Raw genomic sequence first — 15,144 nt, 5'->3', positions numbered from 1 at the left:
GGCATGACCGCCGGGGTACGCCAGGAGCCACGCGAGGCCGACCCGGCGCGTACGCCCCGGCGGCTCCGACTGCCGACGCTGCTCGCCCTGCTGGTCGGCGGCGTCGGCGTCGGCTACCGGTTGGCGCTGCTGCTCGCCGACGCGCCGCCCACCAACAGCGACGAGGCGACCATGGGGCTGGCCGCCCTGCACATCGCGCGGGGCGACGCGTTCCCGGTCTGGTTCTACGGCCAGGCGTACATGGGCACGCTGGAGGCGTACCTGGCCGCGCCGCTGGTCGCGGTCGCCGGGCCGTCCGTGCTGGTGCTGCGGCTGCCCACGCTGGCGCTGTACGCCCTGTTCCTGCTGCTGTCCTGGCGGCTGACCCACCGGCTCGGCGGCGACCGTTGGTACGCCCTGCTGGTCGTCGCCGTGCTCGCGCTCGGCGCGGACCGGGTGGTGAAGAACCAGCTCATCGCCGGTGGCGGCTACCCGGAGCTGAATCCGGCCGGGGCGGCGCTGGCGCTGCTCACGGTCGGGCTGTGCGCCGGCGGGCCGGGCGCGCGACTGCCCCGCTGGGCGGCCTGGGGGCTGGTCGCCGGCGTGCTGCTCTGGGTCGACCCGCTGATCCTGCCGTACGTGGTGGCGCTCGGCGTGCTGCTGTTGGCCTGGCGACGGCGGGAACTGGCCGGCCGCGCCGGGGCGGTGCTCGCCGGCGCGCTGCTGCTGGGCGCCGCGCCGATGGTGCTGGACAGCCTGCGCCACGGTCGCAATCCGCTCACCGCGGTGCTGCGGGCCAGCGGCTCGGACGTGGCGGCGGGCTGGGCCGAGCGGCGGCACGGCGGGCTGGTCCTCGGCCCGTCGCTGGCGATGGGCTTCTGCTCCCCCGGTCACTGCGCGCCGTGGCAGCTCTGGTGGGCGGCGGTCTTCCCGATCCTGCTGCTGGTCGCCGCGTACGCCGCCTGGCGCACCCTGCGCGGCGGGGTTGCGCGCACAGGTCTTGGACACGTTCCGTTCGCGGCGAACGCCACCTGTCCACGATCCGGTGACGATCCCGCCGGTCCGTCGGATCGGCGGGTGTCGGCCGGCGTGCGGTTGGCGCTGCTCGCCGGCGCGGCGGCGGTGCTGGCGGCGTACGCGGTGAGCGACGCGGCCGGGCGGACACCGATCGAGAGCAGCCGCTACCTGTCCTGTCTCGCGGTCGCCGTTCCCGCCCTGCTCTGGCCGCTGTGGCGGACCGCCCGCCCACTCGCCCGGCCGCTCGGCGGGCTGCTGGCCGGGCCGCTCGGCGGGCGACGCCAGTTCGGCGAGGTGGCGGTGTCGGGGCGGCCGGGATACCACCACCTCCCCGGCCTGGAGTCGATCAAGATCGCGGCGGCGACGGCCACTGTCGGCCGGGCCGCGGCGGTCGCGGTGCTGGCCGGGATGCTCGGTACCGGGGCGAGCGCCACGGTGGACGTGATCCGGGCGGTGCCGGCCGTGCACGCCGAGGCCGACCGGCACCGGGCGCTCGTCGACATGCTCGGCGCGCTCGGTGTCCGGCACGTGCGGGGCGGCTACTGGACCTGCAACCGGATCGCGTTCGCCACCGGCGAGGACGTGGTCTGCGCCGTGGTCGACGACCGGCTGCGTCCCGGCTTCGACCGGTTGCCGGCGTACCGGCGGGCCGTCGCCGCGGACCCGGACGCGGGCTGGGTGGCCCCGGACGCCTCGCCACTTGCCGCACAGCTCGACCGGCGGCTCGGCACCGCACCGGGCACGCTCGACGTGGTCACCGTCGACGGCTGGCGGATCTACCTGCCCCGTCGCTGACCGGGCCGCGCGGTGGCGCGTGACCGGCCGGCACGGAACGGGTGGCCACGGATCAACCGGCCGAGCGCCGACCACTAGACTCTGCGGCATGGCAAAGCCCCAGGAGAAGGTCTCGTTCGGCCAGCGGCTGAAGCAGATCGGGATGGTGTTCAAGTTCACCGCCAAGCAGGACAAGTGGTTCGCGCCGCTGACCGCCGCGGCGGTGCTGATCCCGCTCGCGCTCACCGTGGTCGCGGTGCTCGCCTGGGGCTGGCTCTTCCTGCCCATCGGCATCCTGCTCACCCTGCTCGCCGTGCTGATCGTGCTCAACCTGCGCTCCAACAAGGCGATGATGAACGCCGCCGAGGGGCAGCCCGGCGCGGCGGCGCAGATCATGGAGAGCATGCGCGGCGACTGGCGGGTCACCCCGGCGGTCAGCTCCACCACGCAGATGGACATGGTCCACCTGGTGGTGGGTCGCCCCGGCGTGATCCTGCTGGCCGAGGGGAACGCACAGCGCGTCCGGGGCCTGCTCGGCCAGGAGAAGCGCCGGCTGGCCAAGGTGATCGGCTCGGCCCCGCTGCACGACTACGTGATCGGTCAGGGCGAGGGCGAGCTGCCGGTCCGCAAGCTGCGGATGACGCTGATGCGGCTGCCCCGGTCCCTCTCGCCGAAGGACGTCAACGCGCTCGACAAGCGGCTCAAGGCGCTGACCGCCCGGCCGCAGATGCCCAAGGGCGCGATCCCGAAGAACATGCGGCCGGCGCGCGGCGCGTTCCGACAGACCCGGGGTCGCTGACTTCCGGCGTACGCGGAGAAAGGAGCCGGCCCCGCGCGGGGTCGGCTCCTTTCTCGTGTGCGGTCAGCTTCTTCGGGTGCGGTCAGCGGCGCGGCGCGTCGGTGACGACCGCGCCGGTCAGCCGGTCGTGCAGGCCACGACGGTGCTGGTCCATGATCAGGGCCGGTACGACGAGGGACAGCAGGAGGCCCCGCAGCAGCCCGCGGACCAGCCCGATCCGACCGCCGTCGGCCCAGGCGACGCAACGCAGCCGGGTCAGGTACATGCCGGGGGTCTGGGCGAAGAGGCCGAGGAAGAAGCCGTACTCCAGGATCAGCACCGCCACCGGCGGCCACCCGTCGCGGACCGGGTCGGCGAAGGACCGGGCGACCATCAGGCAGAGCACCCAGTCGATGATCAGCGCGCCGAACCGGCGGCCGAGGCTCGGGGGCGTGAAGGCGGGATCGGTGGCGGGTGGCACCGGTGCGGCGGCGGTATCGGTCACGCGGCCAGGGTAGCGCCGTCTCGACGCCCACCGAAAAATCCGACAAGGCGCTCAAGGTCGGGCAGACCGCGCGGGCGATGACGCTCCGCTAGCGACGTAACACGGCGGAAACAGAGGAGACATGGCCGGGCAACCCCCCGGCCATAGCGTCGCCAAGAGTCAGCCACCGGAGTGGACCTGCCAGGAGGACGTGTGTTCGCCAATTCCGAGGAACTCCTGCGATACCTCAGCAACGAGGACGTGAAGTTCGTCGACGTACGTTTCTGTGACCTGCCCGGCGTGATGCAGCACTTCAACCTGCCGGTCGAGTCCTTCGACGACAGCGTCTTCACCGACGGCCTCGCGTTCGACGGCTCGTCGATCCGCGGCTTCCAGTCGATCCACGAGTCGGACATGCTCCTGCTCCCCGACGTCGCCACCGCGTTCATCGACCCGTTCCGCGCCCAGAAGACCCTCGCGCTCAACTTCTTCGTCCACGACCCGTTCACCCGCGAGGCCTACTCCCGCGACCCCCGCAACGTCGCCAAGAAGGCCGAGGCCTACCTCGCCGCCAGCGGCATCGCCGACACCGCCTACTTCGGCGCCGAAGCCGAGTTCTACATCTTCGACTCCATCCGCCACGAAACCTCCGCCCACCAGTCGTTCTACTACATCGACTCGATCGAGGGCGCCTGGAACACCGGCCGGATCGAAGAAGGCGGCAACCGCGGCTACAAGACCGCCTACAAGGGCGGCTACTTCCCCGTCCCCCCGGTCGACCACTACGCCGACCTGCGCGACTCGATCGTGCGGCGGCTCGTGGACAGCGGCTTCACCGTGGAGCGCTCGCACCACGAGGTGGGCACCGCCGGCCAGTCCGAGATCAACTACCGGTTCTCGACGCTGCTGCACGCCGCCGACCAGCTCCAGCTCTTCAAGTACATCGTGAAGAACGAGGCGTGGGCCGGCGGCAAGACCGCCACGTTCATGCCCAAGCCGCTGTTCGGTGACAACGGCTCCGGCATGCACACCCACCAGAGCCTCTGGCTCAACGGCGAGCCGCTGTTCTACGACGAGACCGGCTACGCCGGCCTGTCCGACACCGCCCGCTGGTACATCGGCGGCCTGCTGCACCACGCCCCCTCGCTGCTGGCCTTCACCAACCCGACCGTCAACTCCTACCGGCGCCTCGTGCCCGGCTTCGAGGCCCCGGTCAACCTGGTCTACTCCCAGCGCAACCGCTCCGCCTGCACCCGCATCCCGGTCACCGGCAGCAACCCCAAGGCCAAGCGCGTCGAGTTCCGCGTCCCCGACCCCTCGGCCAACGTCTACCTCGCCTTCTCCGCGATGATGATGGCCGGCCTCGACGGCATCAAGAGCAAGATCGAACCCCCGGCCCCCATCGACAAGGACCTCTACGACCTCCCCCCGGAGGAGTGGGGCGACGTCAAGCAGGTCCCCGGCTCGCTGTCGGCCGTGCTCGACTCGCTCGAGGCCGACCACGACTACCTGCTCGACGGCGGCGTGTTCACGCCGGACCTGATCTCCACCTGGGTCGACTGGAAGCGGGCCAACGAGGTCGACCCGGTGCGCCTGCGCCCGACCCCGCACGAGTTCGCGATGTACTTCGACTGCTGAGCACACTCCCGTCAGCACCGGCCGGGCCGGCTCCGCCTTCCGCGGGGCCGGCCCGGCCGTTCCGCTGCCGGGCCGGGGTCAGCGCGGCACGTGCCGGCGGCGCAGGCCGGCCCGGACACCGGCCACCACGACGGCCACCACCAGCGCCGTCATCAGCACCGCGCCGGGCGCCTTGGTGAACCGGGCCAGGTTCGTGCCGTCGGGCAGCGTGAGCACCGAGGCCACCGCGCAGGGCGCCACGAACCAGACGGTCCGGGCCGGCGACACCACCGCCACCGCGAGCAGGGCCAGCGGCCAGACCGCGTACCAGGGGTGGAAGACCGGGGCGAGCAGCACGGTGGCGGCCAACGCCAGCCCGGCCCCGAACAACGTCACCCGCTGCCGATCCGCGCCCGACCGGCGCAGCGTCGTCCACACCCCCCACCAGAGCGCCACCAGCAGCCCGGCCAGCAGCACCAGCCCGACCATCCGGGTCACCGGCACCGCGTGCGGGTCACGCCCGGCCCACTCGCCGGCGTAGTCGATCACGAACCCGACAGCGGTCGGCGGCGAGGTCCACTGCTGCGAGTCGCCGCTGCGGCCGAGCCCGTCCACCCAGCCCAACCCCAGGCCGGTGGCGAGCGAGAGGACCAGCAGCGTGCCGAGCACCGCCGCGGCCAGCCGGCCACCGTCGCGCAGCAGCGCCCGCCAGGTGTGCCGGCCGGACACCGCGGCGAGCGCCGCGAACGGCAGCGCCACCACGGCGACCGCCTTCACCGCGACCGCCAGGCCCAACAACACGCCGGCCACCAGCAGCGCGCGCGGCGTGCCCGGCCGGCGGACGAGCGCCAGCAGCCCGAGCAGGAGCAGCCCGAGCGCGAGCGCGTCGTTGTGGGCGCCGGCCACCAGGTGCACCCCGACCAGCGGGCAGGCCAGCACCAGCCAGGCCGCGCGGCGGGCCGGCACCCCGGCGGCCCGGGCCAGGCCGGGCAGGGCGACGGCGACCAGCAGCACCCCGGCCACCGCGACCAGCCGCAGCAGCACGATCGCCCCGACCAGGCCACCGCCGGCGAGCACCGCCAGCCCGGCCAGCAACACGAAGAACGGCCCGTACGGCGCGGGCGTGTCCCGCCAGATCGGCGACACCGAACCGGTCCACGGACAGCCGGCCGCCGCCACCCCCACCCGGTACGGGCTGACCCCCTGCGTCCAGGTCCAGCCCTGGCAGGCGTACGAGTAGACGTCGCGGCTGCCCAGCGGCGGCGCGGCCAGCAGCGGCAGCGACCAGAGCCCGGCCGTCAGGTACGCCCACCGGCCCGACGGGGCGCCCCAGCGCAGCGACCACCAGGCGCCGACCAGCAGCACGGTCCCCACCAGCCAGCAGGCGAGCGTCACCGGCCCGTGCGGGGCCTGCCAGAGACCGGCGAGCGTGGTACGCGGCGGCGCGTCGGGCAGCGCCCCGCCCAGCCAGCCGGCGGCGGTGAGCAGGACCGCGCCGACGAGTCCGGCGTACCGGGCGAGCGCGGCGGCCACCGGCCGCACCGGCGCGTCGGGCTCGCTCACCGGCACACTCCTCACTCCACCGGAACCGGCTGCCGCCCCTTCCGAGCCGACCGTACCAACCACACGACCAGCACTATCACGAACAGCGTCATCAGCGGCGCACCCGGCATCTTGGTGTACCGGGGTAAACCGGTCCCGTCCGCCAGCACCAGGAACGACGACACCACTGTGACGATCGAGAACCAGCGCGTGCGGCGCGCGGTGGCGGCGAGCACGGCCAGCGGCCAGAGCCAGTACCAGGGGTGGAACAGCGGGGCGAGCGCGACGGTGGCGACCAGCGCCAGCGCCGCGTACCAGAACGGCTCGCCCCGGCGCCACGCCCGGAACCAGAGCCACACCAGCAGCGCGACAAGCACCACCATGCCGATCGCGCGGGTCACCGGCAGCGCGTCGACGTGCACGCCGAACGGCGCCAGCAGGTAGCCGACGGTCTGCCCGACCGCGGTCGGCGGCGAGGTCCAGGCCACCACCAGCCCGCCCTGCTCCAGGCCGCTGATGAAGCCGAGCCCGAGACCGGCCACGAGCGTCGCGCCGGCCAGCGCGGCCAGCGCGCCGCCGACCACCCACCCGCCGTCGCGGACCAGCGTCCGGATCCGGTACGACCCGACGACCGCGGCGAGCGCCGCGAACGGCACCACCACCAGCGCGGTGACCTTGATGCCGGCGGCCAGGCCGAGCAGCAACCCGCCGGCGAGCAACGGCCCGGGGCGGCCCGGCCGGCTCGCCACCACGGCCAGCCCGGCGACGAGCAGGCCGACCATCATCGCGTCGTTGTGCGCCCCGGAGGCCAGGTGCACCGGCACCAGTGGGCTGGCCAGCGCCAGCCAGAGCGCCTGCTTCGGCGGCACCCCGCAGCGGCGGGCCAGCGCCGGCAGCGCCCAGGCGGTCAGCGCCACCCCGGCCACGGCGAGCGCCCGGAACAGCGCCACGGCCCCCCACAGCGACCCGGTGGCCTTGACCACCGCGCCGGCGATCAGCACGAACAGCGGCCCGTACGGTGCCGGCGTGTCCCGCCAGATGTACGAGATGGTGTCCAGCCACGGGCAGGGCAGCGCCGACACGCCCTGCTCGTACGGGTTGATCCCGGCCGAGAAGCTGGCACCCTGGCAGGCGTACGCGTAGACGTCCCGGCTGCCCAGCGGCGGGGCGACAAGCATCGGCAGCATCCACAGCGCGACGGTCACCAACGCCCACCTGGCCGAGGGCACTCGGTTCCGCAACGACCACCACGCCCAGGCCAGCAGCGCGGTGCCGACCAGCCACAGTCCGATGATCAGCGGCCCGTCCGGGCCCTGCCAGATGCTGACCGGGGTGGGGCGCAGTTCGCCGTCGGGCAGGGCGCCGCCGACGTACGCGGCCACGGCGAGCAGCACCGAGCCCGCCAGGCCGGTCCAGCGCGAGAGGTGGTGAGACACCCTCGTAATGCTGCCAGTACGGTGGTTCGCGATCAGGAGGTGGGCATGCGGGGCGGTCGGGTGGTGGCGGTGTCCGCCGCGTCGGCGCTCGTCCTCGCCGTGCTCCTCCTCGTCCTGCCGGCCACCGGCTCGGACCTGTCCGCCCAGGTGGCGCGCGCCGGCTTCGTCGCCGCGCACGGGCCGGCCCTGGTCGACCTGCGCTGGTACGGCGGCGTGCACCCGTGGGGCTACAGCCTCGTCTCGCCGCCGCTGATGGCGCTGCTCGGGGTACGCCCCACCGGCGCGCTCACCCTGCTCGCCTCGGCCACCGCGTTCGCGGCCCTGCTGGTCCGGCTCCGGGTGCCCCGCCCCCTGCTCGGCAGCCTGGTCGGGGTCGTCACGATCGCCGGCAACCTGGTCTCCGGCCGGGTCACCTACGCGCTCGGCGTCACGTTCGGCCTGGCCGCGCTGCTCGCCCTGACGCTGCCCGCCGAGGTGACCGGTCGGGTCAACCGGGTACGCGCCGCGACGGTCGCCGTCGCCGCGCTGCTCGCCTCCGCGGCCAGCCCGGTGGCCGGGCTGTTCGTCGGGCTCGCCGGCGTCGCGCTGCTGCTCACCCGCCGGTACGCCGACGGCCTGCTGCTCGCCGTGCCGGCGGCCGGGCCGCTCGCGGTGACCGGGCTGCTGTTCGGGGAGGGCGGCTGGATGAACATCAGCCGGGCGGACACGGTCCACGCCGTGGTGACCAGCCTGTTGGTCGCGGCGCTGGTGGCGTACCGGCCGGTGCGGGTGGGCGCGCTGCTCTCCGCGGCCGGGGTGCTGGCGGCGGCGTTGCTGCCCACCCCGGTCGGGCTGAACGCCACCCGGCTGGTGGTGATGTTCGCGCTGCCGGTGCTGGCCGCCGCCGCGACCCTGCCGCGCGTCCTGACCAGACTGCCCCGGGCCGCCGGGGCGGTCGGGTTGGCCGCGCTGCTCGCGGTGGTCTGCTGGTGGCAGCCGCCGGTGGTCACCGCCGACCTGCGCAGCGCCGGCGACCCGACGGCCGATCCGGCGTACTTCGCGCCGTTGCGGGCGGAGCTGGCCCGGCGCGGGCTCACCGGGCGGGTGGAGGTGCTGCCGACCCGCAACTACTGGGAGGCCGCCCGCCTCGGCGAGGTGCCGCTGGCCCGGGGCTGGCTGCGGCAGGCCGACATCGACCGCAACCCGCTGTTCTTCACCACCGTGCCAGGCGCTGCCGGCACCGGCGTCCCGCTGACCGCCGACAGCTACCGGGCCTGGCTGGCCGACAACGCGGTGCAGTACGTCGCCGTGCCGGACGCGGAACTGTCCTGGGTGGGGCGGCCGGAGGCGGAGCTGGTGGCCGCCGGGCAGCCGTACCTGACCGAGGTCTGGTCGGACCGGCACTGGCGGCTGTACGCGGTCGCCGACCCCACGCCGCTGGTCGGCGCGCCCGGTGAACTGCTCCGGCAGGACGGCGCCTCGGTCACGTTCCGCGCCCCCGTCGCCGGTCCGGTGCCGCTCCGGGTCCGCCACGACCGCTGGCTGTCCGTCACCGGCGGCGCCACGCTCTCCCCCGACGGCGACTGGCTCACCGTCACGGTGCCCCGCCCCGGCACCTACACGCTCACCAGCTGACCGCCCGCGGTGTTAAGCGGGGCCCCCTGCTATGCCGAATGCGTTAACCGGGGGCCCCTCCTTACAGCGGGGCTTCGAGGATGCGCTGGACGACGGTGCGCGAGTGGCGGCCGGTGCGCAGGTACTCGTCGAGGAACTCGCCCGGGTCCTCGTGGCCGAGCAGGCGCACCACGCCGGCCAGCTCCACCCCGTGCCGGGGCAGTTGGTCACCGGCCCGGCCGCGCACCAGCATCAGCGCGTCGCGGACCTGCGCGGCGAGCGTCCAGCCGGCGGCCAGCTCGGCCGCGTCGTCCGGGTCGAGCAGGCCGGCCTCGCGGGCCGCCGCGAGGGCATCGAGGGTACGGGTGCCACGCAGCGCGGGCAGCCGGCCGGCGTGCCGGAGCTGGAGCAGTTGCACGGCCCACTCGACGTCGGCGAGCCCGCCCCGGCCCAGCTTGGTGTGGGTGGCCGGGTCGGCGCCCCGGGGCAGCCGCTCGGTCTCCACCCGCGCCTTGATCCGGCGGATCTCCACCACCTGCTCACGGCTCAGCCCGTCGGCCGGGTAGCGCACCGGCTCGACCATCGCCTCGAACTCGGCGCCCAGGTCGGCGTCGCCGCAGACGAACCGCGCCCGCAGCAGCGCCTGCGCCTCCCACACCTTCGACCAGCGCGCGTAGTACTGCGCGTACGCGGCCAGGCTGCGGACCAGCGGACCCTGCCGGCCCTCCGGGCGCAGGTCGGCGTCGACGCCGAGCGGCGGGTCGGGCGCCGGCGCGGAGAGCAGCCGGCGCAGCTCCTCGGCGACCGCGTGCGCGGCGGCGCCGGCGGCCCCGGCCGCGCTCTCGTCCGCCCCGGGCGGCGGGTCGTAGACGAACAGCACGTCGGCGTCGGAGAGGTAGTTGGACTCGTACCCGCCGAGCCGGCCCATGCCGATCACGGCGAAGCGCAGACCCGGCGGCCCGGGTTGGGCGACCCGGGCGGCGCGCAGCGCGGCGGCCAGCGTCGCGTCGGTGACGTGGGAGAGCGCGGTGCCGACCGCGCTGACGTCCACCACCGTGGGACGGCGTGCCCCGCCGCCCGGCGGGCGTGGGGTGAGCGGGGCGAGCGACCCGGCCCGGCTGAGCACGTCGGCGGCGGCGATCCGGACCAGCTCGCGGCGGCGCAGCGCGCGGACCGCCCGGGTGGCCTCGACCGGGTCCTCGTGCCGGGCCGCCGCCGCCACGAAGCCCTCCACGAGCGTCTCCCGGGGACGCGGGGTCAACTCGCTGTCCTCGGCCAGCAGCCGCAGCGCCTCCGGCTCCCGGGCCAGCAGGTCGGCCGCGTACCGGGAGGAGGAGAGCACCCGGGCCAGCCGGCGCGCGACCGGGCCGGAGTCGCGCAGCAGGCGGAGATACCACGGGGTGCTGCCGAGCTTGTCGGACACCTGCCGGTAGTTGAGCAGGCCGCGGTCCGGCTCCGGGGCGTCGGCGAACTCGTCGAGCAGCACCGGCAGCAGCGTGCGTTGGATCGCGGCGGTGCGGCTGACGCCGCCGGTGAGCGCCTGGAGGTGCCGCAGCGCGCCGGCCGGGTCGGCGAAGCCGAGCACCTCCAGCCGGTGCCGGGCCGCCTGCGGGGTGAGCCGCAGCCCTTCGGCCGGCACCCGGGCCACCGACTCCAGCAACGGCCGGTAGAGCAGTTTCGCGTGCAGCCGGCGTACCTCGGTGGCGTGGGTGACCCACTCGGCGCGGAACTCCTCGACGGCGCTGCGGCCCGGGGTGGCCGCGTAGCCGAGCGCGGCGGCGAGCCAGCGCAGCGCGGCCGGCTCGGTCGGCACGGTGTGCGTACGGCGCAGGCCCTGGAGCTGGAGCCGGTGCTCGACGGCGCGCAGGAAGCGGTAGCCGCGCAGCAGCGCCTCGCCGTCGGCGCGGCCGACGTAGCCGCCGGCGACCAGGGCGCGCAGCGCCGGCAGGGTGCCCGGCACGCGCAGCGACTCGTCGCCGCGGCCGTGCACGAGCTGGAGCAGTTGGACGGCGAACTCGATGTCGCGCAGCCCGCCCGGGCCGCGCTTGATCTCGCGTTCCAGCTCCTTCGGCGGCACGTTGTCGAGGATCTTGCGGCGCATGGACCGGACGTCGGAGACCGCCTCCGGCCGCTCCGCCGCGGTCCAGACCAGCGGGGCGAGCGCCGCGATCCACTCCCGCGCCAGCGCCAGGTCACCGGCCGCCGGGCGGGCCTTGAGCAGCGCCTGGAACTCCCAGGTGCGGGCCCAGCGCTTGTAGTAGGCCAGGTGGCTGGCGAGCGTGCGGACCAGCGGACCCCGGTTGCCCTCCGGGCGCAGCGCGGCGTCGACCGGCCACGCGACCAGCCCGCAGATCCCGATCAGCCGGGTGGCGACCTGGGTGGCGGCGCTCAGGTCGTCGTCATTGGCGGCGACGAAGATGACGTCGACGTCGGAGACGTAGTTCAGCTCGTCGCCGCCGCACTTGCCCATCGCGACCACCGCGAGCCGGGGCGGGGCGGTGCCCGCGGGCAGCTCGTCGACCGCGATGTCGTAGGCGGTGGCCAGCGTGGCGTCGGCCAGGCCGGACAGCGCGGCCATGGTCTGCTCCAGGCCGCGCCCGCCGGTCAGGTCGGCCGCCGCGATCCGCAGCAGCGCCAACCGGTACGCCTGCCGCAGCAGCGGGACCGCGCCGGTGAGCGTGGTCAGCTTGGCGGCGGCGGTCAGGTCGAGCCGGCCGTCGGCGGTCGGGGCGAGCCCGTCCGGCTCGGTGGCCAGCACCGCCCACTGCCCGGGGTTGGCGACCAGGTGGTCGCCGAGCGCCGAGGACGCGCCGAGCACCGCGACCAGCCGGCGGCGTAGCCCGGGGTCGGCGGCGAGCGCGTCGCGGACGGCGACCTCGTCGCCGTGCTGCCGTTCCGCCTCGACGAGCCGGTGGAGCTGGCGCAGCGCCAGGTCCGGGTCGGCGGCCCGGGAGAGCGCGGTGAGCAGCTCGACCGCCTGGTCGTCGGTGGGTTCCTGGGTGTCCGGCCGCCACAGGCCGAGCCCGTCCGGGCCGAGCAGGTCGACGGCGCGTGGACCGGTGTCGCTCTCGGCGAAGCCGTAGCGGGCCAGGCGCCCGCGGGCCGGCCGGGTCACCTCACGCCCCGAGCAGCGGCAGGCTGCGGCGCGGGCTGTCGTCGCCGAGCTCGCCGAGCGCGAGCGCGGCGAACCGGACCGCGAACGGCTGCCAGGCCTCCTCGACGTCGGCCATCGCCCGGTCGCACGCGGCCACCACCAGCTCCGGGTCGTAGCCCAGCTCGGCGAGCGTGGCCGAGTCGCGTGACCACTCGGCGATCATCGCGGTGTCGCACTCGATGTGGAACTGCAACCCCCAGGCCCGGTCGCCGAGGCGGAACGCCTGGTGCGGGTAGCGGGTGGACGCGGCGAGCAGCGTCGCGCCGTGCGGCAGCTCGGTGATCTCGTCGGCGTGCCACTGGAGCACGTCGGGCATCAGCGGCACGAAGCGGAACAGCGGGTCGGTCTCGGCGGCGTCGCGCCGGCCGACCACGGTGGGGCCGACCTCCGGCCCGGACGGGCTGCGCTCCACCCGACCGGCGTGCGCGGTGGCGAGCAGTTGCGCGCCCAGGCAGATCGCCAGCGTGGGCAGCCGGTGGCGGACCGCCTTGCGCAGCAGCCCCTCCAGCGCCGGGAACCAGGGCGCGCCCGGGCTGGCGTCGGCCAGCGGGTAGGCCTGCTGGTCGCCGCCGAGCACCACCAGGGCGGCGTACCCGTCGAGGTCGGCGGGGAGCGGGTCGCCCGCGTGCGGGCGCAGGACGTGCAGCTCCAGACCCCCCTCGGTGAGCCACTCCCCCAGTCGGCGGAGGTCGTCGGTCGGGTCGTTCTCGATCACCAGCGCGGTCGCCACGACGTCGAGGCTAGCCGGTACGCCCGACACCGGACGGTCCGGCTCGGCCGCACTAGGCTCGCGGTCGTGCCCACCGACGACTGCCTGCGCCCACCGGTCCTGCGTCCCGGCGACGCGGTGATGCTGGTGTCGCCGTCCGGCCCGACCCGGCCCGAACGGGTGGCCCGCGGCATCGAGCTGCTCACCGGCTGGGGGCTGCGGCCGGTGCCCGCGCCGAACGCGTACGCCCGGCGGGGTTACCTGGCCGGCGACGACGCGCTGCGGGCCGCGGACCTGAACGCCGCGTTCGCCGACCCGGAGATCCGCGGCGTGCTCTGCACCCGGGGCGGGTACGGCGCGCAGCGGGTGGTGGACCTGATCGACATGGCGGCGGTACGCCGCGACCCGAAGGTGGTGGCCGGCTTCTCCGACATCACCGCGTTGCAGTTCGCGCTCTGGCGGGGCGCCCGGCTGGCCGGGGTGCACGGTCCGGGTGCCGCCTGGCGGGACGAGCGCACCCCGATCCGCTCGGCGGAGTCGCTGCACGCCGCGCTGATGACCACGGAACCGGTGGCGGTGGCGGCGGTCGAGGCGGAGGAGACGTACCCGGTGCGGGTGCCCGGGCGGGCCGAGGGCCGGCTGCTGGGCGGCAACCTGTGCCTGCTCACCGCGTCGATCGGCACGCCGGACATGCCGGACCTGACCGGTGCGATCCTGCTGGTCGAGGAGGTGCAGGAGCCGCCGTACAAGATCGACCGGATGCTGACCCACCTGCGCCGCTGCGGCGCCCTGGCCGGGCTCGCCGGCGTGGCGGTCGGCCAGTTCACCGAGTGCGCGGACGGCTGGGACACCACAGTCGTCGACGTGCTCACCGACCGGCTGGGCGACCTCGGCGTCCCGGTCCTCGGCGGCCTCCCGATCGGCCACGGTCCCGGCCAGCTCACCGTCCCGGTCGGCACCCCCGCCGTCCTGGACACCACCACAAACACCCTCACGGTCACCCCCGCCGTCCGCTGACCCCCTTCACCTGGTCAGCCCGGCGGGGTCAGGTGGGCGACCGCGCCGGTTTCCAGGGCGACCCAGACCGAGCCGTCGGGGGTGACCGTGAGGCCGTGCGGTTCGGAGTTCGGGGTGGGCAGGTCGTGGTGGGTGAACGTGCCGTCGGGCGCGACGTGACCGAGGCGGTTCGCGGCCCACTCGGTGAACCAGCAGCCGCCGGTCGGGTCGGCGACGATCGCGTGCGGGCGGGCCGCCCGGTCCGGCAGCGGGAACTCGTCGATCCGCCCGTCCGGCGTGATCCGGCCGAGCTGCCCGGCGAGGATCTCGACGAACCAGAGCGCCCCGTCGCCACCCCGGGTGATGCCGACCGGCCCGGCCGCGTCGGTGGGCAGCGGATGCACCGCCACCGACCCGTCGAGGTCGACCCGGGCGATGGCGTTCGCCTGGTTGAGCGTCAGCCAGAGCGCGTCGTCCGGCCCGACGGCCAGCATCGACGGGAAACCCTTGGCGACCGGCACCGGGAACGTGCTGACCTCCCCGTCGGCGGTGACCCGGCCGACCGTGTCGTCGCCCATGCCGGCGTACCAGAGCGCGCCGTCCGGCCCGGTGACCAGGCCGCACGGGGCACAGCCCGAGGGCAGCGCGACCGAGCCGCCCTTGCCGTCGACGGTGAGCCGGCCGAGCCGGTGGTCGCCGGAGCGGGTGTACCAGAGCGCGCCGTCCGGGCCGGTGGTGATGATGAGCGGCCGACTCTCCGGCGGGTCGTCGCGGAAGGCCCGCACCGCGCCGTCCGGGCCGAGCCGGGCGACGCCGCCGGAGCCGGCCAGCGTCAGCCAGAGCGCGCCGCCCGGCCCGACCGTGATCGCGTACGGGCCGGAGCCCGGCCCGGTGAGCGCGACCTCGCGGATGACGGACTGTGTCATGGGGTGGCCTTTCGTCGGGATTCGGCCCAGCCTTCCCATGTCGCAGCGAAGCCGCAACCGCTTTTGTCCGTATTCTCGTCCCGATTGCCAGCTCGCTGACAGGGTCGCCACGGTTTACCCCCAGCTCCGACCGTCACTG

General features: G+C 75.2%; 11 protein-coding genes. 5 read left to right on the top strand and 6 right to left on the bottom strand.

What is annotated here, in order from left to right:
* Positions 1 to 3: 3 nt before the first annotated feature.
* Both C8054_RS26875 and C8054_RS26870 read left to right on the top strand, forming a co-directional pair.
* Complete coding sequence (locus C8054_RS26875; RefSeq protein WP_107161607.1) at positions 4 to 1,791, top strand: DUF423 domain-containing protein; 1,788 nt, start codon at positions 4 to 6, stop codon at positions 1,789 to 1,791.
* An 88-nt stretch (positions 1,792 to 1,879) separates the two neighbouring features.
* Complete coding sequence (locus C8054_RS26870; RefSeq protein WP_107161604.1) at positions 1,880 to 2,569, top strand: DUF4191 domain-containing protein; 690 nt, start codon at positions 1,880 to 1,882, stop codon at positions 2,567 to 2,569.
* An 82-nt stretch (positions 2,570 to 2,651) separates the two neighbouring features.
* Here the strand turns inward: C8054_RS26870 and C8054_RS26865 are convergent, their stop codons facing one another.
* Positions 2,652 to 3,029: an RDD family protein gene (locus tag C8054_RS26865; RefSeq protein ID WP_233220198.1), complete on the bottom strand. Its 378-nt coding sequence runs from the start codon at positions 3,027 to 3,029 to the stop codon at positions 2,652 to 2,654.
* Positions 3,030 to 3,245: 216 nt separating this feature from the next.
* Between C8054_RS26865 and glnA the strand changes: the two genes are divergently transcribed.
* Complete coding sequence (glnA, locus tag C8054_RS26860) at positions 3,246 to 4,670, top strand: type I glutamate--ammonia ligase (protein WP_107161602.1); 1,425 nt, start codon at positions 3,246 to 3,248, stop codon at positions 4,668 to 4,670.
* A 78-nt stretch (positions 4,671 to 4,748) separates the two neighbouring features.
* On the opposite strand, the gene mptB (C8054_RS26855) is transcribed toward glnA, so the two are convergent.
* Both mptB (C8054_RS26855) and mptB (C8054_RS26850) read right to left on the bottom strand, forming a co-directional pair.
* The gene (mptB, locus tag C8054_RS26855; protein ID WP_107161600.1) at positions 4,749 to 6,212 is read right to left on the bottom strand and encodes a polyprenol phosphomannose-dependent alpha 1,6 mannosyltransferase MptB; all 1,464 of its coding nucleotides are present in this window, start codon (positions 6,210 to 6,212) and stop codon (positions 4,749 to 4,751) included.
* Between the two features lie 11 nt (positions 6,213 to 6,223).
* Complete coding sequence (gene mptB / locus C8054_RS26850; protein ID WP_199199934.1) at positions 6,224 to 7,627, bottom strand: polyprenol phosphomannose-dependent alpha 1,6 mannosyltransferase MptB; 1,404 nt, start codon at positions 7,625 to 7,627, stop codon at positions 6,224 to 6,226.
* Between the two features lie 45 nt (positions 7,628 to 7,672).
* On the opposite strand from mptB (C8054_RS26850), the gene C8054_RS26845 reads away from it, so the two are divergent.
* Positions 7,673 to 9,241, top strand: a complete 1,569-nt coding sequence (locus C8054_RS26845) for a hypothetical protein (RefSeq protein WP_107161598.1) — start codon at positions 7,673 to 7,675, stop codon at positions 9,239 to 9,241.
* A 61-nt stretch (positions 9,242 to 9,302) separates the two neighbouring features.
* Here C8054_RS26845 and C8054_RS26840 read toward each other — a convergent pair whose 3' ends face one another.
* Positions 9,303 to 12,335, bottom strand: coding sequence for a bifunctional [glutamine synthetase] adenylyltransferase/[glutamine synthetase]-adenylyl-L-tyrosine phosphorylase (locus tag C8054_RS26840; protein WP_107161596.1), 3,033 nt, complete (start codon positions 12,333 to 12,335; stop codon positions 9,303 to 9,305).
* 1 nt (position 12,336) lies between these two features.
* Entirely contained in the window at positions 12,337 to 13,104 is a 768-nt protein-coding gene (locus C8054_RS26835; protein WP_107161594.1) for a type 1 glutamine amidotransferase, read from the bottom strand.
* Between the two features lie 66 nt (positions 13,105 to 13,170).
* Between C8054_RS26835 and C8054_RS26830 the strand changes: the two genes are divergently transcribed.
* Entirely contained in the window at positions 13,171 to 14,100 is a 930-nt protein-coding gene (locus C8054_RS26830; RefSeq protein ID WP_107161592.1) for an LD-carboxypeptidase, read from the top strand.
* A gap of 14 nt (positions 14,101 to 14,114) precedes the next feature.
* Here C8054_RS26830 and C8054_RS26825 read toward each other — a convergent pair whose 3' ends face one another.
* A complete protein-coding gene (locus tag C8054_RS26825; protein ID WP_107161590.1) occupies positions 14,115 to 15,005 on the bottom strand; it encodes a virginiamycin B lyase in 891 nt (296 codons plus the stop codon).
* Positions 15,006 to 15,144 lie beyond the last annotated feature (139 nt).

This window comes from Micromonospora sp. RP3T (assembly GCF_003027925.1).
Lineage (GTDB): Bacteria > Actinomycetota > Actinomycetes > Mycobacteriales > Micromonosporaceae > Micromonospora.
The sequence above is the reverse complement of the archived record's forward strand: the minus strand, read 5'-3'. Positions and strand labels throughout refer to the sequence as shown.